Genomic DNA, 22,185 nt, shown 5'->3' with positions numbered 1-22,185 from the left:
AGGGGTTCGACTCCCTTGCTTTTTTAGTTTATATAGGAATAGTAATTGAAAACGTCACTCCGGCGTCTGTATTTTCAGCCGTAATTGCTCCATCGTGCATCGTAACAATACGCTTTACGATGCTTAAGCCAATACCGAATTCACCGTTTGCTCCTTTTTTAAACGGTTCAAACAAGTGTTGAAGCACGCTTTGATCAATCGGCGGACCATCATTGCTGATTGTACATTGAACGTTCGTTTGGTGTTTAGCAAGTGAAAGTGAAACCTTCGTCTCGGCATAGCGCAGCTGATTGTTGAGTACATTTTCAAGAACTTTTGTCCACAGTTCTTTGTCTCCTTTAATCGTTGCGTTTACGTCGTCAAATTCCCACTGTATTTCAGGGCGTCTCCACCGCAAGCGATCTACTACTTCATGAAGAAGTGCAGTAAAATCAAAATGGTCTTGTGCAAGCTGATGAGTGGACATATAGTCAAGCTTGGTTAAATAAAGCAAATCGCGGATTTTTTTCTCAAGATTTTTGGATTCATCTTCAATAACTTTTACCGTTTGAGATAAATCACCTTTTGGATAAATGCCGTCTTGAATCGACTGAGCGTAGCTTTGAATGACCATAACCGGTGTTTTTAAATCGTGTGAAATATTTTGAAGCAACGTTTGCTGTGCTTCATCTTTAGATACGAGCCTTTTGCGCATTTGCTCGATGGACGCGCCTAGCTTGCCAATTTCATCGGAACGGTTCACTGTAACCGGCTCATGCCAATTTTGTTCGGCGATTTTTTTTACATCTTTTTCAAGCGATACAAGCGGCTTGCTTAAATATCTTGATAGCCAAATAGATGGAAGCCAGCTGAATAGAAATACAATCGAAATCACGAGAAGCAGCTGTTTAAAAAGAGTAGAAGTGAGCGCATTTCGGTACGTATCCCACGAAAATGAAAGCAAAAAAGCAGGCTGTCCGTTTACACTTACTTTTCGAATTACATAAAAAAGCGTCCGGTTGCCGAGGTCTTTTTCATAGCGAGCGACTATTTTTCGCTGACTGATTGCATCTTCCTGTGCTTTTCTCAAAAAGTCTTGAGGCAACACCCGTGATGAAAAATAAGAGATATCTGCATGCTCAGGCAATAAAATATGATCCACGGTTCGATTGCCAAGCGTTGGTTCACTATCTTCATTGCTAAAGTAGTATTCACCTGAGCGGCTTGGCAGGCCGTATTCTTTTAAAATATGCTGTTCATTCTCAATAGTGGTATAAATTTCGTTCGTGAAGAACTGCCTGAGCGTCGTTGGGAATAAAATAGCGAGCAAAATTGAAATAAGCAGTAAAATACCGGAGATGACGAGCCAAATTTGAAATGCAAGCGACTTGTTTTTCATGCTTTCATCATCCGGTATCCGTATCCGTAAATCGTTTCAATTCGTGCTTGCGGCATTTTTTTACGCACGCGTCTTACTAAATCATCCACCACTCGGTCCGTGCCGAAATAATCTTCCCCCCAAATGAGATTCAGCAGCTGCTCCCTTGAAAAAGCCTGTCCAAGGTCTTTTGAGATAGTGACAAGAAAATCAAATTCTTTAGACGTTAAATCAATCGGCTTTCCATTTTCACTGACTGTACGGGTATGTAAATCGATTTCATAAGGAGTCAGCGCAATGGTATCGGTTTTTTTTTGATTGGAATCATATACGCGGTTTAGCAGTTTGTTTGCTCGAATAACTAGTTCACGAGGCAAAAAAGGCTTTGATAAATAGTCGTCGCTGCCCATTTCAAGCCCAAGAACCCGGTCAATATCGGCATCGCGGGCTGAGATGAAAATAACAGGCACATGTGGCGTTTGCTGCTTGATTTCGCGAATGAGCTGATACCCGTCAATGTCAGGCAGCATAATATCTAAAATCCACAGATGCGGAGGCGTTGCAATCATTTCTTTGGCGTCCGTACCGTTAAAAAATGAGCGAACGTCCCAGCCTTCTTTTTGAAGGTAAAGGGTTAAAACTTCGTTTAAATTTTGTTCATCCTCTACTAAATATAGTGTAAAGCTCAAATTTGACACCTTCCTCTGAATATATGAAAATTAAGGTAAATAAAGCATATTGCGCCATCTATGCGCGTTTCTTTAAAGGTCTATGTACCCGCTATTATACTACGTGTTTGCTGTTATAAAGAAATTTTTCACAATTTCACACATTGTTTTGATACTTATCCCAAACTTTTATTTTATAGTATAGATAACATAAAATTTGCTACGTTAAAAGGAGTGTTTTTCATGGATCCACGTGATTATGAAAGAGAACAAGAACGAAAGGAAGAATACGAAAACCGCCAGCAGCGCTATGATCAGTATCAGCCTGCGTCATCATCACAACCTCCAAAAAGACGCTTATTTCCAGTGATTGCATCTTCAATTGCAGGAGCAGTACTTGGAGGAGGAATTGTGCTATACGGTGCTCCCCAGCTGGGGTTAATGGATTCAGCTGATACGCAAACAGCGAATCAAACAACGCAGACTCAAACCGCAACAACAACGAGCACAACGCCTCGAACAGTAAGCACAACCGTGAATCAGTCAGATCTTGTTTCAGTTGTAAATAAAGTATCAGCTGCTGTTGTAGGCGTGAACAATATTCAACAGCAAACAAATCCATTTTCTGGAGATACCCAAACGCAAGAAGCAGGAACGGGTTCCGGTGTTATTTTCAAAAAAGAAAATGGAAAAGCATACGTTGTGACCAATAACCACGTTATTGACGGCGCAAGCGAAGTAGAAGTGTCACTTTCAAACGGACAAAAAGAAAAAGCTAAAATTGTCGGAGCTGATGCGCTAACGGATTTAGCAGTGCTTGAGATGTCTGACAAAAATGTTGAACAAGTGGCGAAGTTCGGGAAATCATCGGATTTAGTAGCGGGTGAAACGGTGCTTGCAATCGGAAATCCTCTTGGTGAACAATTTTCTCGTACGGTCACACAAGGTATCGTGAGCGCAGCAAAACGCTCTGTCCCTATTTCAGACAATTGGAACGTGGATGCAATTCAAACGGATGCGGCGATTAATCCAGGAAACAGCGGCGGGGCCTTGATCAATTCTTCCGGTGAAGTAGTCGGTATCAACAGTATGAAAATTTCAGAAGACAATGTAGAAGGCATCGGCTTTGCTCTTCCAAGTGATGAAGTGCAGCCGACAATTGAACAGCTGATGAAAAACGGAAAAATAACGCGTCCATATATGGGGGTAGGTCTTCAAGATGTAGGTCAGCTTTCAGCTGCAACAAAACAAGATCAGCTAGGCCTAACAAGCGATACGTCTGAAGGAGTTGTCGTAACGACGGTTGAACCGTTCTCTTCTGCTTCTGATGCAGGTTTACAATCAAAAGACGTGATTGTTGCCATTGATGGAAACGAAGTCAAAACATCCAGTGATTTACGTCAATATCTATACACAAAACGCAAAGTAGGAGACACGGTAAAATTAGACGTGTACCGAAATGGAAAAAAACAAACCATTTCTTTGAAGCTTTCAGAGCAGCAGGATAACAATGGATGAGTTCAACACCGTTAAAGCTGCTGCTAGCAGTATTAACAGCGTTCGGATTTTTAACCGGCTGCGGAGGGAAGCATTCAAACACGATGTTTCCTTCTGTAGAAATTAGTCAGCTATCTTCTACCAAAGAACTGGCAGCGTATGAGGGAGGCAAGGTGACAGGAGCTGAATTCAACCGTTTTTTAGCCGTTAAAGGGTTCTTAAATCCAGATGCTCCGCTAAATGATACAAGCTACCGCAAAGAGTTATTGCGGCAGCTTGTTATGCAAAAAATCTTAATTTCGCATCTAAAGACAAGCGATAAAGTACAAAAACAAGTTGAGGATATGTGGAAGCAAATTAAACGCTCATATGACGAGGATACAAGAAAACAAGGTTATGAAGTGTTAAATATTCGTTCTAGTGATGTAACCAACCAGCTAACGAATCAGTTTAAATTAGAAGAATATTTCCGTAAACAAATTACGTCTGATGAACTAACTGCTTACTATAAACATATTGAAAACGATCTAACGCGCGTATCTTTTACGCAGCTGGCTTTTTCCACTTTACATGATGCCGAGGCCGCTTCGGCTGAACTGCAAAAAGGAACATCGCTTCAAGACGTTCAAAAAGAATATGCTGATGTCCAGACAATCAGCAAACTAGAGAATGCTGATAATCTAAAGCTTTCAAGTCTATCTCCCTCTTTTATAGGTGTTTTAAAAAAACAGCACATCGGGGAGTGTAGTGAGCCCATTAAAATGGGTAAAGTCTATTATATTCTTATTTTAAAACAAAAAGATAAAAAAACGGAATCAGAAGTCAAAGAAGAAATGATGAAAGAACTTGTTTTGAATCATATCAACCGGTATATCCAGGATGAACTGCCAAGGTTTCACGTGACTTTCAACCTTAGGTAGTTCCCTTTTATATAGATTGATTGTTTTCAAAAAACAAGCAGGTAAAAGAGCTTTCTGTTAATAGAGAGCTCTTTTACATTTTTAAGTAGACAGAAATGTCAGCACCTGATAAAATAAAATTGTAAAACTTTCATTATTCGGAAAATTTATACCCTCCAGCTTTGGAGGGTTATTTTTTATGCTGTTGGACGAATCCATGAGGCTGAGACAAAAATATTTTCGTTGAAGGGAGATCCGAACGGGTTTGGTTCTTGATGAAGAATCAAACTCATTCGGATTTTTTTATTGGCAGGGTGAACGGATGTCGTTATGTCTCAATCACTTTTCATCTTTTAAATGACTCAATAATGCAGGAGCCATCTCCACGTGAGAAAGGGCGATGTGTGAAATCGTTTTGGCATAAGGTGTAATTTCGTTAATAAATTGTTCGAGTACGTGCAGATGAGGAAGCTGAAGCTTTGTAATAAAGCAGGCTTGCCCGGCGATGCGTTCACAGAATAAAGCGTAGGGATACTGAGAAATAAATCGTTTAAAACGTTCGTGCTCTCCGTTTTTCATAGTTACTTCAATAAAACACGATACAGGCAGGTGCAGCTTTTCATAATCAATATCGATTGTATATCCTTTTATAACACCAAAGCTCTCTAGCTGTCTTACTCGCTCTGCCACCGAAGGAGCAGACAGGTTAATTTGTTTTCCTAGCTCTCGTAAGGAAAGGCGGCTGTTTTGCTGCAGCGCCTGCAAAATCGATAAATCAATTTCATCAATTTTCAATTGAAAACCTTCTTTCTTATTAACGTTTCATTTGATTAGTAATAGTAGATAAGATATTTTATATGTAATCTAAAATCTCCATTTTTCTTACTATAATAATTAAAAAGGAGTGAGTGAAAAATGGCAAGAGTTTTATTAACAAACGAAGAGGGAACAAATTTTGAAAAAGCATTGAATTTAATTCCACATGTAAAAAGGTTGTATGATGAGCTTTACGACACGCTTTGGAACAGCGATATAGTAGAAAAAGAGACCAAGGAAAAAACTAGGCTTTATCTAGCAGGTGTTAACGGCTGTGAGACGTGTATGAGCATGTCATATGTAGGTGATAAGACGCTTAATCAAAAAGTGTTAAGAGAAAAAGAGCTGGAAGAAAAAGACCGGCTGCTGTTTCGATTTATTGATGTATACCGAGTGCGTCCAAGGGAGTTGACCGATGCTGATATGGATCAATTAAAGAAATTTTACAGTGATACGCAGCTGCTAGAGCTTTTGGCTGTTATTAATTTATTTGATCAATTTCACAAAATGATTGTCAGTTTAGATTTATATGATTTTTGCAGCTTGCAGGGCAAGTGAAGTCTTCGCTAAAAATATCTTGACAGACAAAATCCACAGGAGTAAGATAGCTTTCGTGAAGTGAAACGTATCATGAATCGAATCGATTATTCTAAAAAATAGATCATAGACATTTGAATAAAAATCGCTTAATCCATTACGGAGCGGAGGACCCATTATTTACGCACATATTGTGCTCCGGGGTGAATCCTTAAAAAGGTAGGGTTACTCTTAAAACCCGAACCCGACAGCTAACTTCGCAAGCGTTTTGAGGGGGAAGAGTCTGAAAAAACACGGGAGCCTTCCTGTGTTTTTTTGCGCTTTTTTTAAGAAAAAGATGTAATTTTTTAGAAAAAGTATAAGCTAAGAGAACACACAGCAGTTGAAGGAAGGAATAAATACATTATGAAAAAACAGTTTGCTGTATTAGGATTAGGTCGTTTTGGAGGCAGTTTGGTTGAAGAGTTTGCTAATCTGGATGTGGATGTGCTCGCTATTGACCGCAATCAGGAGGTAGTAAATAAATTTAGCAACTTAGCTACATATGTTGTGCAAGCAAACGCGATTGATGAAGCTAGCTTAAAGGGGCTAGGTATTCGCAATGTTGATCATGCTCTTATTTCGTTTGGAGACGATATCGAAGCAAGCGTGCTCGCAACGATGCTGTTAAAAGATATGGGCGTTAAGCAAGTATGGGTAAAAGCGGTGAATATGTATCATCAAAAAGTACTTGAAAAAATAGGAGCGGATAAAGTCATTCATCCGGAGCGCGATATTGCTAAGCGGATTGCTCATCACGTGGTGTCAGAAAAAATTATTGACTATATTGAACTGTCTAAAGACTATAGTATTGTTGAAATTGTCGCTTCTAAGAAGCTTCATAATAAAACGCTTTTTGATTTAAATATTCGCGCAAAGTACGGCTGTAATATTATCGGCTTTCAGCGAAAAGACGGGGAAATGGTGATTTCGCCTACGGCGCATGAAACAATTGAACAAGGAGATATGCTTATTGTCATCGGACATAATCGCGATTTAAACCGTTTTGAAGAAGAAGGAGTTTAACACATGAAAAAACAAAATATTAAACTCACCCCTCCGCAGCTGTTGCTCTCTATTTTTGGTGGAGGAATTATTATTGGTGCTCTTCTATTGATGATGCCTTTTTCTACTACCGAGCCAATCCGGTGGGTAGACGCTCTTTTTACGTCAACTTCCGCTATGACAGTAACCGGCTTAGCCGTCGTAGATACAGGTACACGTTTTACCGTCATCGGTCAAACGATTATTATGCTGTTAATTCAAATAGGCGGTCTTGGCATTATGTCATTTGCCGTGCTGATTTTTATGATGCTCGGTAAAAAAATTGGATTTAAAGAGCGTATGCTCGTTCAGCAGGCGTTAAATCAGACGAGCGTCGGCGGAGTTGTCCTGCTAGTTAAAAGGCTGTTTATCTTTTCATTTTTAATTGAGTTTGTTGCGCTTATCTTTTTAGCGATACGCTGGGTTCCGGAATTCGGGTGGTCTAAGGGGCTATTCTTTAGCTTGTTTCATTCAATTTCGGCTTTTAATAACGCTGGGTTCGGACTACTGTCTGATAACTTAGTTCAGTATGTAGGAGATCCCATTATTAATATAACGATTTCTTTTTTGTTCATTATTGGTGGGTTAGGATTTACCGTTCTTGCTGATATGTGGGTGAAAAAATCGTATAAAAAACTAACGCTGCATTCAAAAATTATGATTATCAGCACGTTCGCCATTAACGTGATTGCCATGCTTTTTATTTTTTTCTTAGAGTACGGCAATTCGCATACGCTCGGAAATTTATCATTAGGAGACAAAGTATGGGCTTCTTATTTTCAAGCGGTAACAACAAGAACCGCTGGATTTAATACAATTGATTTAGCTCACCTGCATGACGCAACGGTCTTTTTAATGGTTTTGTTAATGTTCATTGGTGCAGGAAGTGCGTCAACAGGAGGCGGTATCAAGCTCACGACGTTTGTGGTGATTGTCTTTTCTGTATGGGCATTTTTACGAAGCAGGGAAGATATTGTGCTGCTAAAGAGACGACTTCTTCCTCTTCATGTGTTTAAGGCTCTAGCCATCACGATGATTTCGATTATGTTTGTGTTTGGGGCTATTTTTCTGTTAAATATTTCAGAAAACCTCCCGTTTGTAAAAATTATGTTTGAAGTTGTTTCTGCGTTTGGGACAGTAGGTTTATCCATGGGAGCGACTCCTGAGCTTTCATACTTTGGACGCGTGATTATTATCTTTATCATGTTTTTAGGAAAAGTGGGGCCATTAACCCTTGCGTTTTCATTATCTAAGCAAAAGCGTGAAGCCGTTCGTTATCCAAACGAAGATATAATGCTAGGATAGAAAAATCGCCTTCGATGAGGCGATTTTTTTATATTATTTATACGTTCAAGACATATAAGAGGTTACGCACAAAACAGTTGCGATGAATAAAAAGAAGGCAAAGACAAGAACAATGGGCAATTTGGAATGTCGGCGCATTAAAGGCCCCCCTTTTTTATAGTAAAAATCTCTTACTATATATAACGAAAGAAACAAAAATATGATTCACTTTTTTTGGCGAAATTTGAAGGTTTTTCTCATAAAAATCCGCACCCCTGTCCTAAACATTTTGCCAAGCTCTTGCATACACTAAAAGCAGATAACAGGAAGTGAGGGATGTTACGTGGGAAAACAAAATTTCGCGTTAATCGTTGTGTTATTTGTTTTACTTGTTATTGTCGGTGCGTCTGGCTTTCGCTTTTAAACGTTAACTTTATTTGTGCATAGCCCCCGTCAAAAAGGGCATACTAGGCGGAAGTAAAAACCAAAAATTTCTTCAATATTGCCGAACAATGAGTTCCTCTACTCATTCATCTAATCGGTATGTAGCCATGCGAAAGCATGGTTTTTTTGAAATAGGAGAGGATGAATGATGTTCATCCCCTCTAGAAATTAGTAGTAGCAAGAACACCCTACGATTACTAATAGAATAAATAAAACAACGATAAATGAAAAACCAAAACCGCCTTTTGCGCCCATATGTGTAACCTCCTTTAATAAAAGTCTCTATATCCTATGTACTAATTGGGTTAAGTGATTGAGAAATTTGCCTATTTTTTAACGGTAACGATCTTTTGAGAAAAATGAAGAACACTTACTTTTTTCATTTTCGTAAAAATCCTTTATGATAGGAAGAAAAGGAGGGCAAACAGGTGGGAATACATGCACAATACGTCATGAATCAGCTAGAAGAGGGAAAGTGGAAAGAGGTCAAACGCGAAATTCAAGAAGAAATGAAGAAAAACCCTCAAGCATCTGATTTGTACTGTTACTTAGCGGTTTGTTTAGCAAAGCAAATCGAAGAATCCATTATTTTTGAAAAAATGGTATTGAATTTAGAGATGGACCGAGCTCTTCATCAGGCATTAACATTAAATCCATCTTCAAGCTTGGCGCACTTCGTTCGAGGAATAAAATACCGGGAAACTCCGCTTATGTTTGGAGGGAATTACGAAAAATCGCTGTCTTATTTGCAGCGGGCGCAAGATCTTGGTTTTGAAGGGATTATGCTGCCGCTCGAACTCGCCAAAACCTATATTCAATTAAAAGAAATGGAAAAAGCGAAAGAACAAATCGCCTATGCCCGGGAAATCAATTGTACTCACGCGGATATTAAAAAAGTTGAAAACATGCTGCAAACAGGACGATAAATCAAAAGTCCTGTTTTATTTTTGGTTTTTAGTAAACATATGCTGATTTTCATAAAGAATTGCTTTTTATATAACAATAAGAATATTTATAAAAATTTTAAGAAGTTCATGTAAGTCCAACGACTTCTTAACTGCTAGATTTTCTACATTATTAGAGCGTTCAGTCTACATAATTCCAAAAATAGTAAGAAACTATCAGCCTATGGATAAATTGTTAGAAAATATAGATAATTGTAAATGAATAGAGAGAAAAGTTAAACATGCGACTAACTAAAAAAGCAAAGGTCTGATTTACTTTGCTTTTTGTTTATACACACATGTAAAAAATATCATAATAAACCAATTTATTCTTTGTGAAATCCATCGTTTCAGACGATGTGAAATAATGTATTTGAAGGAGGAGACCCAGATGAAGGTTATGAAGATGTTGGTTATTGCGTTATTTAGTGTATGTTTAGTTGTCACACCAGCTGCTGCTGAAGTTCCGGGTGTCGACCATTCAATGAAACGGGGTGCTACACAAGGAATTGTAGCGGCATCTCACCCGCTCGCTGCTGAAGCGGGGAGGAAAGTTTTAGCTGAAGGCGGAAACGCTGTGGATGCGGCAGCGGCCATTCAATTATCTCTAAACGTTGTGGAACCGATGATGTCTGGTATCGGCGGCGGCGGCTTTATGATGATTTATGAAAAAAAGAAAGATAAAATTACGATGCTAGACAGCCGTGAAATGGCACCGGCTGATGTTACGCCTAAACTGTTTTTAGATTCAAAAGGAAAAGTCATTCCTTTTAGTAAGCGTCACATAACAGGAAAAGCAGTTGGAGTTCCTGGTACGTTAAAAGGAGTAGAAACAGCCCTTAAAGATTATGGAACAATGGACTTATCAGATGTTATTAAACCTGCTATTACTCAAGCGGAACAAGGAATCAAAGTAAATTGGTCGATGGCTCAGTATATCGATGAAAATGCGGACAAGCTTGAAAGATACCAAACGGCCGGTAATGTATTTGTGCCGAATGGCAAGCCGTTAAAAGAAGGAGATAAGCTTGTTCAGCCTGATCTTGCGAAAACATTAAAGCTTATTCAAAAAGAAGGGTCAGATGCTTTTTATAAAGGAGAAATTGGAAAAGCGCTTGTTAAAGAAGTTCAAAAACGCGATGGAAGCATGACCATGGATGATTTAAAAAATTACGTTGTAAAAGAACGCGAGCCGGTAAAAACAACTTACCGCGGCTATGATGTGGTTAGCGCGGCTCCTCCTAGCTCCGGCGGATTAACCGTGCAGCAGATTTTAAAGCTAATGGAAGGTTATGACGTAGAAAAAATGGGTTCCAATACGCCTCAGTATCTACAGCATTTAACGGAAGCTATGCACTTAGCTTTCGCTGACAGGGCGGCGTATATGGCGGATGAAGATTTTTACGCAGTACCGAAAAAAGGACTGTTAGATGAAGATTATATTAAAGAACGTCGCAAATTAATTAATCCCAATAAAGCAACGCCTAATGTCAAAGAAGGAGACCCTTGGAAATATGAAGGGAAAGAAAATCCAAATAAAGCAACGGTAAAGGAAGAAAATCCAATTGGCCAAACGACTCATTTCTCTGTTGTCGATAAATGGGGGAACATGGTTTCTTACACGACTACCATTGAACAAGTTTTTGGCTCAGGAATTATGGTTCCGGACTATGGATTTATGCTAAATAATGAAATGACGGATTTTGATGCCACTCCGGGAGGCGTGAACCAGGTTGAGCCTAAAAAACGTCCTCGAAGCAGCATGTCTCCAACGATGTTGTTAAAAGACGGAAAGCCGTTCATGGCAATTGGTTCACCGGGAGGCCCAACCATTATTGCGTCTGTAGCAGAAACGATTATGAATGTTATTGACCATAAGATGCCGATTCAAAAAGCGATTTTAACACCCCGTATTTATTCAGGCGGCTATCCAACCGTAAGATGGGAACCTGGATTTAGTCAAGATACAATTCTTGAAATGATGGCCAAAGGACATGCGTTTGAAGAAAAGCCTGAGCATATTGGAAACGTTCAAGCGGTTATCTATGACTATGAAACGGGGAAAATGTACGGAGGCGCTGATAATACGCGCCAAGGCACGGTATTAGGAGTAGACGCAATTAAATATGTATCCAAACAGCCAAAACCAATTAAAGAAGAGAAAAAAGGAGAGTTTACAGTTGAAGTCAACCGTGCAGTGTACCCATTTACGGATAAGCAAGTGAAGCTGATTGATGGAAAGCCTTACGTTCAGTCCGACCGCCTGCTGTTAGGCTTAGGCGTCATTGATTCGAGTGACTTAAAGCTGTATAAACCAAATCACCACTCTTATTTATCAGTTATCAAAGTAGCCAAATCCCTTGGCTACAAAGTGAAATGGGATGAAGAAAAGAAAGTGGTCTCATTAGAAAAAGATCCTGGTGAAAACGATACAGGCGATGATGAAGACGGAGACGTTATTACAAATTAAAAAAGAGACTGAGACAAAAGTATTCTAAGTGAAAGAAAATCCGAACGATGAATCGAGATTCTTGATGGAGAATCCAACTCGTTCGGATTTTTTTATTGGTATGGTAAACGTAGGTTTCATTTATATATTGGCTCACTCCCTTTTTAAGAAAGCAAATAAAATTGGCGATTTTAAACCAAACGACAAAAAAATTGGCGTGGTTTGCCAAAGAGTTGTAGAAATCGACAGTTTTTTTGGCATGTGTAAGAAAAACCGTGATAAAAAGACTGATAGAATGCTACAAACAAAGTTGGCATCATTTTTGCATAAGAAATAGATGAGGGGCTGTATCAATGAAAAAATACATAGTTAAATAAACACCTATGTTTACTTCACACAGAATAACATGCAACGGAGGTATAGAAAATGAAAAAAGACATTTCAATTATCGGTGTACCTATGGATTACGGACAAACAAGAAGGGGCGTAGACATGGGGCCGAGCGCAATCCGCTATGCGGGCATGAATACACGCTTAGAAGCTCTTGGCTATACCGTACACGATGAAGGCGATATTAAAGTAGAGATTAAAGAACGGGCAGACGTAGATAAAAATACGAATCTAAAAAACTTAGCGGCTGTAGCCAGCGGAAATGAACAGCTGGCTGCAAGAGTTGAAGAAGTGAGAGAGCAAGACCGCTTTCCGTTAATATTAGGGGGAGACCACAGTATTGCGATTGGAACGCTTGCAGGAGTGGCAAAAGGTTCAGAAAATTTAGGCGTTATTTGGTATGATGCTCATGGTGATTTAAATACCGCTGAAACATCTCCATCAGGCAACATTCACGGCATGCCGCTAGCAGTGAGCCTGGGTATTGGACATCCTGTACTTTTAAATATTGGAGGGTATACACCAAAAATTAAACCTGAAAATCTAGTTATTATCGGTGCGCGCTCGTTGGATGATGGTGAAAAAGAGTTAATTAAAGAAAAAGGAATTAAAGTGTATACCATGCACGAAATTGATCGTTTAGGTATGACGCAAGTGATGAAAGAAACGATTGATTATTTAAGCGGTACAGACGGTGTGCACCTGTCGTTAGACTTAGACGGCTTAGATCCAGATGATGCACCAGGCGTAGGTACACCTGTAAAAGGCGGCATCAGCTACCGAGAAAGTCATTTAGCAATGGAAATGCTAGCGGAAGCAGACATCGTTACATCCGCTGAATTTGTAGAAGTGAACCCTATTTTAGATCAGCATAACAAAACTGCAGAAGTAGCGGTTGCGTTAATGAGTTCATTGTTTGGCGATAAGCTTTTATAAGAAAGAGCTACTTATAGGTATCGTGTGGAGAAAATCTGTTATGATCCAAGAAACGGTCATACAGGACTAAGCGGCTGCCATCCTCGCTACGGGGGTGGCGCCATTTGAAAATCATCCGGCATCAATGGACTTCAGTCAGGAAGAGCTACCTAATAAGCGGCTATAAAAACAAAATAAACCTAAAAAAATGAAAGCGATTTCATTTTTTGTGCAGCAAAGGGAGGAAATGGGATGAATATTCCACAGGGACAGCCAGGAGAATTAAAAAGAACGATGAAAACAAGGCATCTTTTTATGATATCACTAGGGGGATGTATTGGTACCGGTTTTTTCCTTGGGTCAGGTTATACCATCAATGAAGCAGGTCCGATGGGAGCAATGATTTCCTACTTAGTAGGAGGGATCATTATGTATCTAACGATGCTGTGTCTTGGAGAATTATCGGTTGCTATGCCAGTTGCAGGATCGTTTCAAACATATTCCACTAAATTTATAGGCCCTGCAACAGGTTTTGCGATTGGATGGCTGTACTGGCTAGGATGGGCAGTCACGGTTGCACTTGAGTTTTTAGCTGCCGGACAGTTAATGCAAAGATGGTTCCCAGACTCGCCCGTTTGGTTATGGTGCGCCATTTTTGGGGCGTTAATTTTTTCATTAAATGCACTTTCAGCTAAAGCATTTGGTGAAACAGAATTTTGGTTTTCAAGCGTTAAAATTTTCGCCATCATTATGTTTATTGTTGTAGGCGGAGCGGCAATGTTTGGAATCATTGATATGAAAAGCGGACAGGAAGCGCCGCTTTTATCAAACTTCTTTGCCGAAGGGCTGTTTCCAAATGGAGTAACGGCTTTGCTGATTACAATGATTACGGTGAACTTTTCGTTTCAAGGAACAGAATTGATTGGAATTGCGGCAGGAGAAAGTGAAAATCCGGAAAAAACAATTCCAAAAGCGATCAAGCAAACGGTTTGGCGTACGCTTTTCTTTTTCGTCTTATCTGTGTTTGTCCTAGCAAGCATGATTCCTCGTGAAAAAGCAGGCGTTGTAGAAAGCCCGTTTGTTGTTGTGTTAGACAGTGTAGGTGTACCTTACGCGGCGGATATTATGAACTTTATCATTTTAACAGCTCTTCTTTCAGTCGCAAACTCTGGATTTTACGCGGCTACACGTATGCTTTATTCTCTTTCAAGAGAAGGAATGGCAAGTCCTGCGCTTGGAAAAGTTAACAAAAGAGGAGTTCCATTTAATGCACTATTAATTACGCTTGTGATTTCATGTTTTTCTCTGCTTTCAAGCGTAGTGGCAGCTAAAACCGTTTTTGTGTGGCTGATTTCACTCGCTGGACTTGGCGCTCAAATTGGCTGGATTGCGATTACAGCTTCACTGCTTGCGTTTCGTCGTGCTTACGTGGCTAAAGGTGGAAAAGTAGAAGATCTGAAATTTAGAACACCTCTATATCCAGTTCTTCCTATCGTAGCGCTTATTACGAACTGTATCGTTATGATCAGTCTTGCGTTTGATCCTGAGCAGCGAATGGCGTTATACTGCGGAGGTATTTTCTTTATAGGCTGCTATGTTTATTATTATTTGAAAATTCGAAAACAAAATCAGTCAAAACAAGAGCAAGAAGTTCAGCTTGCGGAAAATAAACGAATGATTATTTAACATAAAAACCCGGAAAATCACGATTTTCCGGGTTTTTATGTACTCGCCTTTAGCTATCTAGTGTTGTTTCTTCATTTTTACGGTGGCGAAGTCTCCATAGCGTGATAAGGGCAACCAGTGTAAGAACAATACCGCTGCCGAGCAGGATATGACTCACTGTTTTATCCTGCTTTTTTTGGCCTTGTTCAAAATATTTCTTGTACATTGCCACCGCAGCTTTATTTTTCTTGTATTTTTTCGGAACGCTCATTTCTTTTCCGAGTTTCCAGCCGTCTTTATAAGCTTTTTGCTGTAAAGGTTTCACATCTTTATTCGAATAAAAACCTGCTTTGTACCATTTTTCTAGTTGAGGCTTGTCCTGAAGACTTTTAGGCGCTCTATAGGTTTGATAAGTGAAAGCTGAGTCGTATCCGTCTGCTTTTACGTCTTTTTGTTTTTGTTTCTGTCCTTTTTCATATCCTTGCTCAAAGGCTGTTTGCAATTCGCCTTCTGCTTCTGCGGGTACTTCGAGTGGAAGGTTGTGATAACCTTGTACGTAGCCTTGCTTTTCAAACTGCTTTTTTTGCTGCTCCAGCACTTCGGCTTGAGCGGTTTCAAAGCCTTCTGTAAAAGCCTGACGTGTGACATCCTCATCATCATACATGCTCGGAACACTCATTGAATCATTTTCAAGACCTTGGTCATAGCCTTCTTTTTTTGCTTTGACAGATAAGTCCATTAAAGAAATAGCTTTCTTGTAGCCTTGAACATAACCTTTATTCCAGTCGGAGGACTTAGAAGGGAAAGGGTCGATTTCTGATTGAATAGTAGCATGTTTGTAATCAAGGACGCCTTGCTGATAGCCTTCCTCTTCGCCGGCAGCCATTTCATTTTCTTGTTCAGTCTTAAGTTCTTCCTCTTTTTGCTGCTGACCTTTTTTATATCCTACCGTATACCCCATCATAAACCACGTGAATTCTTCAGAAGATTTGTCCAGCCCTGTTGTTTGATCAAACTGTTCAAATTTTTTCTGTGCGTATCCATCTTCTTCTCCAAGCGAATAGCCTTCTTGATAGAGAGAGTCAAAAATAGCTTTTACATCTTCAGTTGTATCCACGTCTGTTGACTGGTCCAAAACATCGGAAGAGGAATCCGGGGAATCGGGAGTAGCATAAGAAGGGATGGGATCACTTGCAAGAATAAGTAAGCAAGCTGTACTAATAACGGCTAATTTTTTTTTCATCATTTCTTCACCTTTTAGTTCAAAGTCAATGTTTATTTTGTAGTTTAAGCGTACAGCTTTCCATGCAGAAAGGCGTGTAAAAGTTTTTCCAATTATGAAAATTATAACATTTAAATGAAAAGGAGAATAGGTGGTAAAAAGGAGAAATATGTGTTTTTCGCAGAGTTTTATCTTTGGCGCTGTTTTGCCTTTTTTACTCTGTATGAGCGGTAAAATATTTCAGCCGCAAAACAGAATAAAAGGAAAAAAAGAACAAATAATTCGGCGAACTCCATTACGCGAAACGGGCTGTAGGCATTTTGAAGAGCCATTGAAAAACTAAACCCTTGCATCATATCCACGCTGATCGAAAATCCCATTAAGCATCCTAACAGCAAAGCTGATATCCAAACGATTTTCATACGTCTCACTCTCCATTTTTGTTTTTTCTTAAAAACATTCTACCGATAGTTTTTGTTATTTTTTTTGTCTTACGCTTTGATCGCTCTATTAAAAATTGCATACAAAGCATTTATTTGGAAAAAGCTAAAAAAAAGAAAAGAAAGGTGTTTTTAATCGTGCCTTCTTTATTTAAAAATAAAAAAAGCAAAGACGATAAAAAGGAAACAGAAGGTTCGCTACCGGAGGAACAAGAACTGCTGAAGCAGTCGCTTGAAGGTAATATAGCCAACATAAAAAAGCGAACGGGGAACAGCTCGGATATGGTGATCCGCTATATAAAAATCGGGGAACGGGCGACCATTCAAGCCGCTGTTATTTATATAGACGGGATTGTAGACAATCAGTCTATTCAAGAGCTGTTAGTAGACACCATGATGAAAGATGATGTGTTTTCTGAACCAATAACGCCTCAAAACGCCTTTACGTTATTAAAAGAAGATGTAGTAGGAATTGGAGACGTTGCGATTTTACATACGTGGAGTGAAGTTTTTCCAGCCTTGATGTCAGGAGACACGCTTATTTTGATAGATGGAAACAACCATGCAATGAGTGCAGGTACGAAAGGCGGAGAATGGCGTTCGATTCAAGAGCCGACTACACAGCTTGTCGTTCGGGGTTCAAAGGAAGGGTTCACGGAATCAATTGCTAAAAACATGCCCATGGTTAGGCGAATTATCAAATCGCCCGACTTATGGGTAGAAACGATGAAAATTGGAAAAGTAACGCAGACAGACGTTTCAATGATGTACATCAATGGAATTGCCAATGACAAAATCGTAAAAGAAGTAAAGCAGCGTCTTAACCAAATTAATATCGATAGCATCTTAGAATCAGGCTATGTGGAGCAGCTTATTGAAGACCAAACGTACACTACTTTTCCTACGATGTATCACACAGAGCGTCCCGATATCGTTGCAGGAAATTTGTTAGAAGGGCGTATTGCGATTTTTGTAGACGGAACGCCATTTGTGCTGATTGCACCGGCTGTCTTCATTCAGTTTTTTCAGTCTCCTGAAGATTATTATTCGCGCTTTGATATTGCAACATCGATTCGTTTTTTACGCATTCTTATTTTCTTTATTTCACTAATTGCACCGGCTACGTATGTAGCGATCACAACGTTTCATCAGGAAATGGTTCCGACGAAGCTGCTCATCGCCATTGCTGCACAGCGGGAAGATGTTCCGTTTCCTTCCTTGGTTGAAGCGCTCATTATGGAAGTCACATTTGAAATTTTGCGAGAAGCCGGTATTCGACTTCCAAGGGCGATCGGTTCTGCAGTTTCAATTGTAGGAGCGCTCGTGATTGGGCAAGCATCGGTTCAAGCGGGGATTGTATCTCCAGCGATGGTTATTGTTGTGGCGATGACGGCGATTGCAAGCTTTGCTACACCTTCTTTTGCCATTGCGATTTCCGCGCGGCTCATTCGTTTTGTTTTTATGATTGCAGCAGCTACTTTTGGGTTTTATGGCATTATTCTGTGCTTTTTAATGATGATTGTTCATCTCTGCAGTCTTCGTTCATTTGGCGTTCCATATATGACGCCTCTTGCTCCATTTATTCCGAGCAACTCAGGTGATACGATTGTTCGCATGCCGTGGTGGATGCTCAGACACAGACCAAGGCTCATTAGTAGTGGAAATATGACGCGAGAAGGAGAAGACCAGCGCCCAACACCTCCTAAAAGCCGGGGAATGGCAAACACTACGGTGAAAGAAGGCGATCAAAATGATGCGTAAAGGGCTCTTATGTACAGTAATGGCGTTTACGATTTGCTTTCTTTCAAGCTGCTGGAGCAGTAAGGAATTAACTGATTTAGCGATTGTCGCAGCGATGGGAATTGATAAAACAAAAGATGGTCAGTATCAAATCACGCTGCAAATTATTAATCCAGGTAACGTAGCCGGCGGTCTTCAAGGAGGCGGCGGAGGTACACAAAGTCCGTCTGTTTCTGTATACGGAGCAAAAGGCGCAAACTTAGTGGAAGCAAGCAGAAGAGCATCGAGCACTGTATCAAGAAGACTGTACTACGCTCACACAAACTTAATTGTTATCGGAGAAAGTCTAGCGAGAACGGAAGGCATTGATGTTATTATTGATGCCATTGACCGAGATCCGGAATTTCGAATTACATCTGATATGGTCATTGCAAACGGCGTAAAAGCTTCCAGCTTTGTAAAATCTCTTACGCCAATTGATAAGATTCCAGCTAATAAAGTCCTTAAAACGCTGGAGCTCACAGAGCAAAAGTGGGGAGAACATATGAAAGTATCGGCTCAAGAAGTTATGAAAAACCTCGAATCTCCTGGAAGTCAAGCGCTGATGTCAGGGTTTGGAATAAGAGGTAGCGCTCAAAAAGCCCAAACGCTGCAAAATCTGCAGCAAACTGCTCCTGAATCGACTCTTCGTGCAGAAGGACTCGGCATGTTTAAAGATGGCAGGCTGATTACATTTTTATATGGAAAAAAAGCGCGAGGCGTGATGTGGCTGCGGGATAAAGTGCAGGGAACAGATGTGAATATTTCATGGAAAGATAAAAAGAAAGCTATTGCTTATCAAGTCGTCCGTCAGCGAACAAACGTGAGTGCAAATATGGTGAACGGCAAACCAAAGATGATTGTAAGAACTAGGGTAGAAGGGGATATTGGTGAAATGGAAGTACCTGTAGATATTAAAAATCCATTTGTGATTCTTGATATTGAAAAAAAAATAGAAGCAGCGATTGAAAACGAAATAAAAGAAGCGTTTGCTTTTGCTCAAAAGAAACAGACGGATGTTGTAGGATTTGGAGAAGTCGTGCACGAAAATTATCCGAGGCAGTGGAAAAGGCTTCAGCACGAGTGGAGCGATGTGTATTTTCCTGAAGTGGAGATGGATGTGAAAGTAGAAGCGTATGTAAGACGAGCAGGTTTGCGAAACAAGTCGTTTATGTCTGATGCGGTAAAACAACGACAGTAAACAGGAGGGAGCAATGAGTGGAAAAAGTGAAAATTAGCTCTGTGCAGTTTTTTATTTTAATCGTCCTTTTTGAACATGGAAGCGCATTGCTCATTCCGCTTGCAATGGATGCAAAACAAGACGCCTGGCTTGCTATTTTACTCGGTATGTTTGGGAGCTTGCTGCTTTACCTCATTTACTACCGGCTGTATAGGTACTACCCTAACATGCTGCCGACAGAATACATGCAAAAGCTGCTAGGGAAAGTCTTGGGATCTGCACTTGCTTTTTTATATTTGCTTCATTTTTCATATGCTGCCGCTCGCGTACTTCGTGATTTTGGAGAAATGCTGCTGACATTTGGCTACCCCGACAGCCCTTTGTTTGTCGTGAACGCGATGCTGATGCTGTTGATTATTTATACCGTGCACAAAGGACTTGAAGTAGTGGCTCGGGCAGGAGAGCTCATGTTTATTTTGATGTATATCTTGGCTGTAGCAGGATTTGTGCTTATTTTTGTTTCAGGATTAATTGATTTTACTTCTTTAAAACCGATACTTGGAGATGGGATTTGGCCGGTTTTAAAAACAGTCGCCACTCAGACTCTGTATATTCCGTATGGAGAAGCTGTTGTGTTTACGATGATTTTTCCATATGTAAAAGATCCTAAAAAAGTAAAGCTTGTAGGCCTTTGCGGCATTGTGTTAAGCGGTATTAATTTAGCAATTACAATGGCGATCAACGTGAGTGTATTAGGGATAGGGTTGACTAACAGGTCGGTCTTTCCGCTTTTAAGTACGGTAGAGAGCATTAGAGTAGCTGATTTTTTAGAGCGGCTAGACGTGTTTTTTATGATTGCGTTAGTCATTGGAGGGTTTGTTAAAATCAGCGTCTTTTTTTACGCCGTGATTGTTGGACTTTCCACGCTGTTTAAGGTAAAACGACCTTCTGCGCTGACATATCCTGTGGGCACGGTGATTTTATTTTTTTCTTTGACGATTGCAAGTAATTTTCAAGAGCATTTAAAAGAAGGGCTAACGATTATGCCGGTGTTGCTTTTTATCCCTTTTCACGTAGTGATTCCGCTTGCGCTGCTCTGTATAGCATTTATTAAACATCGCATAAAAAAAACAAAAGCGCTGCAGCCATCCTAATGGCTGCAGCGCATTCGTCTGCGATCTTTTACTGCAAATGCAGCTGCTCTCGCTCTTTTTTTACTTGTTCTAGCTGTGAAATCGTAACAAGCTGATACCCTTGTGCGTGAAGCTGCTTCATAATTTCAACCGCTGCTTCGGCACTTGTTTGGTAAATATCATGCATTAAAATAACTTTTCCGTCTCCGACTTGGCTCATAACTGCTTGAACGGAGTGAGGAACGTTTCGATATTTCCAGTCTTCAGGATCGATATCCCATAGAGTCACGCCAACATTTCCAATATAACGTCTTACATTTGCGTTCACGGCTCCATAAGGAGGACGTACATGCAGTGGTTCATAGCCGCTCACTTGTTTAATGAGAGCTTGGGTATCGCCTATTTGGTGTTTGACCTGCGCTTCGTTCAAACGTGTGAGCTGAGGATGGTCCCAAGAGTGATTTCCGACTTCGTTGCCTTCCTTCACCATACGTTCGATTGTTTCAGGATAATATTGAACGCGGCTTCCTAACACAAAAAAGGTAGCGTGCCCGTTCACTTCTTTTAATCCATCTAAAATTACATTAGTAGATGAAGGGTTAGGTCCATCATCAAAGGTCATTGCAACGACTTTTTTAGTTGGATCAATAGGCGCTCCTTGCTGCGGCATTTCGTTAACGATATGTTTTGGAGGCGTTTCTTTGACTTTATTTTTATTTGCTGCTTCGTCTTTGTAAGCATCGCTCAGCATGTCTTTAAATAAATCTTTTTGGATAGCGATTGTTTTAGTTTTCGTTTGTTCAGCACCTAGCTGATAAGGTTTAAAATAGATCACAATACTGTTTTCAAACAGCGCAAACTGACTGAAATTTTGATTAGCTGCCTGAGTTCCTTTTTGAAGGTCCGGGTCAAAATTAGCTGTTTTCATTTGTTTTTTTAATTCAGCATATGAAATAGCCGAAAGGCGATCTAAATAATTTGCATCTTCTTTAAATAAATCCTTTAACGTCATTTGTTTTTGAGCGGGCAGGTCAAATGTAAGGGTTTTGAGAGAAGATGTTCCTTTCTCTCCATTTATAGATTCATATTCATCAAAGACAACGCTTAGCGTTTGCTTGCTGTAATGGACGATTTTATATGTAATCGTTAATTCAGATTTTTTCTTTTTTGACTGCTTCTTCAGCTTTTTTTCATAGTGTGCCACTTGATCTGTTACGTAAGCTTGAATGGATTGATCAATTTCTTTTTTACCAAAGGAAGGGTAGCTAATGGCATAGCCTCCGTCGGTAAGGTCCTTAACTAGCGTTTGAATTTCAACGTTTGGATAGGTTTGATCTGTTTGAATACTTGCCGTTTTTTTCTCTGTACTGTTTGCTTTGACGATATAACCTGCTGTACCAAGAAGCAAAATACAGCATCCAAGCAGTGTCAAAATACGTTTGTAGCCCATGGTTTTCATGTAGTAATATTCCCCTTTTTGTAT

21 protein-coding genes and 1 riboswitch are annotated in these 22,185 nt (G+C 39.9%); of the genes, 14 read left to right on the top strand and 7 right to left on the bottom strand.

The window, feature by feature from the left end:
• Nucleotides 1–28: 28 nt before the first annotated feature.
• Both ACO1DI_RS04155 and ACO1DI_RS04150 read right to left on the bottom strand, forming a co-directional pair.
• On the bottom strand, nt 29–1,378 hold the full coding sequence (locus tag ACO1DI_RS04155; RefSeq protein WP_423145116.1) for a sensor histidine kinase: 1,350 nt from the start codon (nt 1,376–1,378) through the stop codon (nt 29–31).
• A complete protein-coding gene (locus ACO1DI_RS04150) occupies nt 1,375–2,046 on the bottom strand; it encodes a response regulator transcription factor (RefSeq protein ID WP_014458663.1) in 672 nt (223 codons plus the stop codon). The genes ACO1DI_RS04155 and ACO1DI_RS04150 overlap by 4 nt, the downstream gene beginning before the upstream one ends.
• A gap of 222 nt (nt 2,047–2,268) precedes the next feature.
• Here ACO1DI_RS04150 and ACO1DI_RS04145 point away from each other — a divergent pair, with 222 nt between their 5' ends.
• Both ACO1DI_RS04145 and ACO1DI_RS04140 read left to right on the top strand, forming a co-directional pair.
• Nucleotides 2,269–3,543: a S1C family serine protease gene (locus ACO1DI_RS04145; RefSeq protein WP_014458664.1), complete on the top strand. Its 1,275-nt coding sequence runs from the start codon at nt 2,269–2,271 to the stop codon at nt 3,541–3,543.
• Nucleotides 3,540–4,442, top strand: a complete 903-nt coding sequence (locus ACO1DI_RS04140; protein ID WP_423145115.1) for a peptidyl-prolyl cis-trans isomerase — start codon at nt 3,540–3,542, stop codon at nt 4,440–4,442. The genes ACO1DI_RS04145 and ACO1DI_RS04140 overlap by 4 nt, the downstream gene beginning before the upstream one ends.
• 318 nt (nt 4,443–4,760) lie before the next feature.
• On the opposite strand, the gene ACO1DI_RS04135 is transcribed toward ACO1DI_RS04140, so the two are convergent.
• Nucleotides 4,761–5,216 carry an Lrp/AsnC family transcriptional regulator gene (locus ACO1DI_RS04135; protein WP_014458666.1) on the bottom strand — a complete coding sequence of 152 codons (456 nt, stop codon included), beginning with the start codon at nt 5,214–5,216 and terminating at the stop codon, nt 4,761–4,763.
• A 120-nt stretch (nt 5,217–5,336) separates the two neighbouring features.
• Between ACO1DI_RS04135 and ACO1DI_RS04130 the strand changes: the two genes are divergently transcribed.
• The 4 genes from ACO1DI_RS04130 to ACO1DI_RS04115 all read left to right on the top strand — a co-directional run bounded on the left by ACO1DI_RS04130 (nt 5,337) and on the right by ACO1DI_RS04115 (nt 8,565).
• The gene (locus ACO1DI_RS04130) at nt 5,337–5,795 is read left to right on the top strand and encodes a hypothetical protein (RefSeq protein ID WP_014458667.1); all 459 of its coding nucleotides are present in this window, start codon (nt 5,337–5,339) and stop codon (nt 5,793–5,795) included.
• Between the two features lie 115 nt (nt 5,796–5,910).
• Nucleotides 5,911–6,055, top strand: a riboswitch (cyclic di-AMP (ydaO/yuaA leader).
• A gap of 124 nt (nt 6,056–6,179) precedes the next feature.
• Entirely contained in the window at nt 6,180–6,839 is a 660-nt protein-coding gene (locus tag ACO1DI_RS04125) for a potassium channel family protein (protein WP_014458668.1), read from the top strand.
• Nucleotides 6,840–6,842: 3 nt separating this feature from the next.
• A complete protein-coding gene (locus ACO1DI_RS04120; protein WP_014458669.1) occupies nt 6,843–8,162 on the top strand; it encodes a TrkH family potassium uptake protein in 1,320 nt (439 codons plus the stop codon).
• A 322-nt stretch (nt 8,163–8,484) separates the two neighbouring features.
• Nucleotides 8,485–8,565 (top strand): YjcZ family sporulation protein, encoded by an 81-nt coding sequence (locus ACO1DI_RS04115; protein ID WP_016765202.1) that lies wholly within the window; start codon nt 8,485–8,487, stop codon nt 8,563–8,565.
• Nucleotides 8,566–8,753: 188 nt separating this feature from the next.
• Here ACO1DI_RS04115 and ACO1DI_RS04110 read toward each other — a convergent pair whose 3' ends face one another.
• A complete protein-coding gene (locus ACO1DI_RS04110) occupies nt 8,754–8,840 on the bottom strand; it encodes a YjcZ family sporulation protein (protein WP_016765201.1) in 87 nt (28 codons plus the stop codon).
• A 173-nt stretch (nt 8,841–9,013) separates the two neighbouring features.
• Between ACO1DI_RS04110 and ACO1DI_RS04105 the strand changes: the two genes are divergently transcribed.
• The 5 genes from ACO1DI_RS04105 (at nt 9,014) to ACO1DI_RS04085 (ending at nt 14,969) form a co-directional block, all read left to right on the top strand.
• Nucleotides 9,014–9,511, top strand: coding sequence for a tetratricopeptide repeat protein (locus ACO1DI_RS04105; RefSeq protein ID WP_014458670.1), 498 nt, complete (start codon nt 9,014–9,016; stop codon nt 9,509–9,511).
• Between the two features lie 409 nt (nt 9,512–9,920).
• Nucleotides 9,921–11,999 carry a gamma-glutamyltransferase gene (gene ggt, locus ACO1DI_RS04100; protein ID WP_115654733.1) on the top strand — a complete coding sequence of 693 codons (2,079 nt, stop codon included), beginning with the start codon at nt 9,921–9,923 and terminating at the stop codon, nt 11,997–11,999.
• 64 nt (nt 12,000–12,063) lie between these two features.
• On the top strand, nt 12,064–12,315 hold the full coding sequence (locus tag ACO1DI_RS04095) for a hypothetical protein (RefSeq protein WP_181170509.1): 252 nt from the start codon (nt 12,064–12,066) through the stop codon (nt 12,313–12,315).
• 89 nt (nt 12,316–12,404) lie between these two features.
• Nucleotides 12,405–13,304 carry an arginase gene (gene rocF, locus ACO1DI_RS04090; protein WP_013084571.1) on the top strand — a complete coding sequence of 300 codons (900 nt, stop codon included), beginning with the start codon at nt 12,405–12,407 and terminating at the stop codon, nt 13,302–13,304.
• 231 nt (nt 13,305–13,535) lie between these two features.
• The gene (locus ACO1DI_RS04085; RefSeq protein WP_014458672.1) at nt 13,536–14,969 is read left to right on the top strand and encodes an amino acid permease; all 1,434 of its coding nucleotides are present in this window, start codon (nt 13,536–13,538) and stop codon (nt 14,967–14,969) included.
• A gap of 49 nt (nt 14,970–15,018) precedes the next feature.
• On the opposite strand, the gene ACO1DI_RS04080 is transcribed toward ACO1DI_RS04085, so the two are convergent.
• Together ACO1DI_RS04080 and ACO1DI_RS04075 are read right to left on the bottom strand one after the other, a co-directional pair.
• A complete protein-coding gene (locus tag ACO1DI_RS04080; RefSeq protein ID WP_423145114.1) occupies nt 15,019–16,191 on the bottom strand; it encodes a hypothetical protein in 1,173 nt (390 codons plus the stop codon).
• Between the two features lie 167 nt (nt 16,192–16,358).
• The gene (locus tag ACO1DI_RS04075; RefSeq protein WP_014458674.1) at nt 16,359–16,592 is read right to left on the bottom strand and encodes a hypothetical protein; all 234 of its coding nucleotides are present in this window, start codon (nt 16,590–16,592) and stop codon (nt 16,359–16,361) included.
• A gap of 156 nt (nt 16,593–16,748) precedes the next feature.
• On the opposite strand from ACO1DI_RS04075, the gene ACO1DI_RS04070 reads away from it, so the two are divergent.
• The 3 genes from ACO1DI_RS04070 to ACO1DI_RS04060 are packed head-to-tail and all read left to right on the top strand — an operon-like array spanning nt 16,749 to nt 20,723.
• Nucleotides 16,749–18,371 carry a spore germination protein gene (locus tag ACO1DI_RS04070; RefSeq protein WP_182421285.1) on the top strand — a complete coding sequence of 541 codons (1,623 nt, stop codon included), beginning with the start codon at nt 16,749–16,751 and terminating at the stop codon, nt 18,369–18,371.
• Complete coding sequence (locus ACO1DI_RS04065; protein WP_014458677.1) at nt 18,361–19,590, top strand: Ger(x)C family spore germination protein; 1,230 nt, start codon at nt 18,361–18,363, stop codon at nt 19,588–19,590. Before ACO1DI_RS04070 ends, ACO1DI_RS04065 begins: the two co-directional genes overlap by 11 nt.
• 17 nt (nt 19,591–19,607) lie before the next feature.
• Nucleotides 19,608–20,723 (top strand): GerAB/ArcD/ProY family transporter, encoded by a 1,116-nt coding sequence (locus tag ACO1DI_RS04060; RefSeq protein ID WP_014458678.1) that lies wholly within the window; start codon nt 19,608–19,610, stop codon nt 20,721–20,723.
• 28 nt (nt 20,724–20,751) lie between these two features.
• On the opposite strand, the gene ACO1DI_RS04055 is transcribed toward ACO1DI_RS04060, so the two are convergent.
• Entirely contained in the window at nt 20,752–22,161 is a 1,410-nt protein-coding gene (locus tag ACO1DI_RS04055; RefSeq protein WP_182421282.1) for a polysaccharide deacetylase family protein, read from the bottom strand.
• Between the last annotated feature and the right edge of the window lie 24 nt (nt 22,162–22,185).

It is taken from the genome of Priestia sp. 40, from assembly GCF_049368575.1.
Taxonomy (GTDB): domain Bacteria; phylum Bacillota; class Bacilli; order Bacillales; family Bacillaceae_H; genus Priestia; species Priestia zanthoxyli.
Note: the sequence above shows the minus strand (reverse complement) of the source record. Positions and strands in the feature narration are given on the sequence as shown.

Excerpts from the sequence above, each read along its gene's own strand:
- ACO1DI_RS04155 (WP_423145116.1), bottom strand. The coding sequence starts at position 1,378 with ATGAAAAACAAGTCGCTTGCATTTCAAATTTGGCTCGTCATCTCCGGT.
- ACO1DI_RS04145 (WP_014458664.1), top strand. The coding sequence starts at position 2,269 with ATGGATCCACGTGATTATGAAAGAGAACAAGAACGAAAGGAAGAATAC.
- ACO1DI_RS04140 (WP_423145115.1), top strand. The coding sequence starts at position 3,540 with ATGAGTTCAACACCGTTAAAGCTGCTGCTAGCAGTATTAACAGCGTTC.
- ACO1DI_RS04130 (WP_014458667.1), top strand. The coding sequence starts at position 5,337 with ATGGCAAGAGTTTTATTAACAAACGAAGAGGGAACAAATTTTGAAAAA.
- ACO1DI_RS04125 (WP_014458668.1), top strand. The coding sequence starts at position 6,180 with ATGAAAAAACAGTTTGCTGTATTAGGATTAGGTCGTTTTGGAGGCAGT.
- ACO1DI_RS04120 (WP_014458669.1), top strand. The coding sequence starts at position 6,843 with ATGAAAAAACAAAATATTAAACTCACCCCTCCGCAGCTGTTGCTCTCT.
- ACO1DI_RS04110 (WP_016765201.1), bottom strand. The coding sequence starts at position 8,840 with ATGGGCGCAAAAGGCGGTTTTGGTTTTTCATTTATCGTTGTTTTATTT.
- ggt (WP_115654733.1), top strand. The coding sequence starts at position 9,921 with ATGAAGGTTATGAAGATGTTGGTTATTGCGTTATTTAGTGTATGTTTA.
- ACO1DI_RS04095 (WP_181170509.1), top strand. The coding sequence starts at position 12,064 with ATGGAGAATCCAACTCGTTCGGATTTTTTTATTGGTATGGTAAACGTA.
- rocF (WP_013084571.1), top strand. The coding sequence starts at position 12,405 with ATGAAAAAAGACATTTCAATTATCGGTGTACCTATGGATTACGGACAA.
- ACO1DI_RS04085 (WP_014458672.1), top strand. The coding sequence starts at position 13,536 with ATGAATATTCCACAGGGACAGCCAGGAGAATTAAAAAGAACGATGAAA.
- ACO1DI_RS04080 (WP_423145114.1), bottom strand. The coding sequence starts at position 16,191 with ATGAAAAAAAAATTAGCCGTTATTAGTACAGCTTGCTTACTTATTCTT.
- ACO1DI_RS04075 (WP_014458674.1), bottom strand. The coding sequence starts at position 16,592 with ATGAAAATCGTTTGGATATCAGCTTTGCTGTTAGGATGCTTAATGGGA.
- ACO1DI_RS04065 (WP_014458677.1), top strand. The coding sequence starts at position 18,361 with ATGATGCGTAAAGGGCTCTTATGTACAGTAATGGCGTTTACGATTTGC.
- ACO1DI_RS04055 (WP_182421282.1), bottom strand. The coding sequence starts at position 22,161 with ATGAAAACCATGGGCTACAAACGTATTTTGACACTGCTTGGATGCTGT.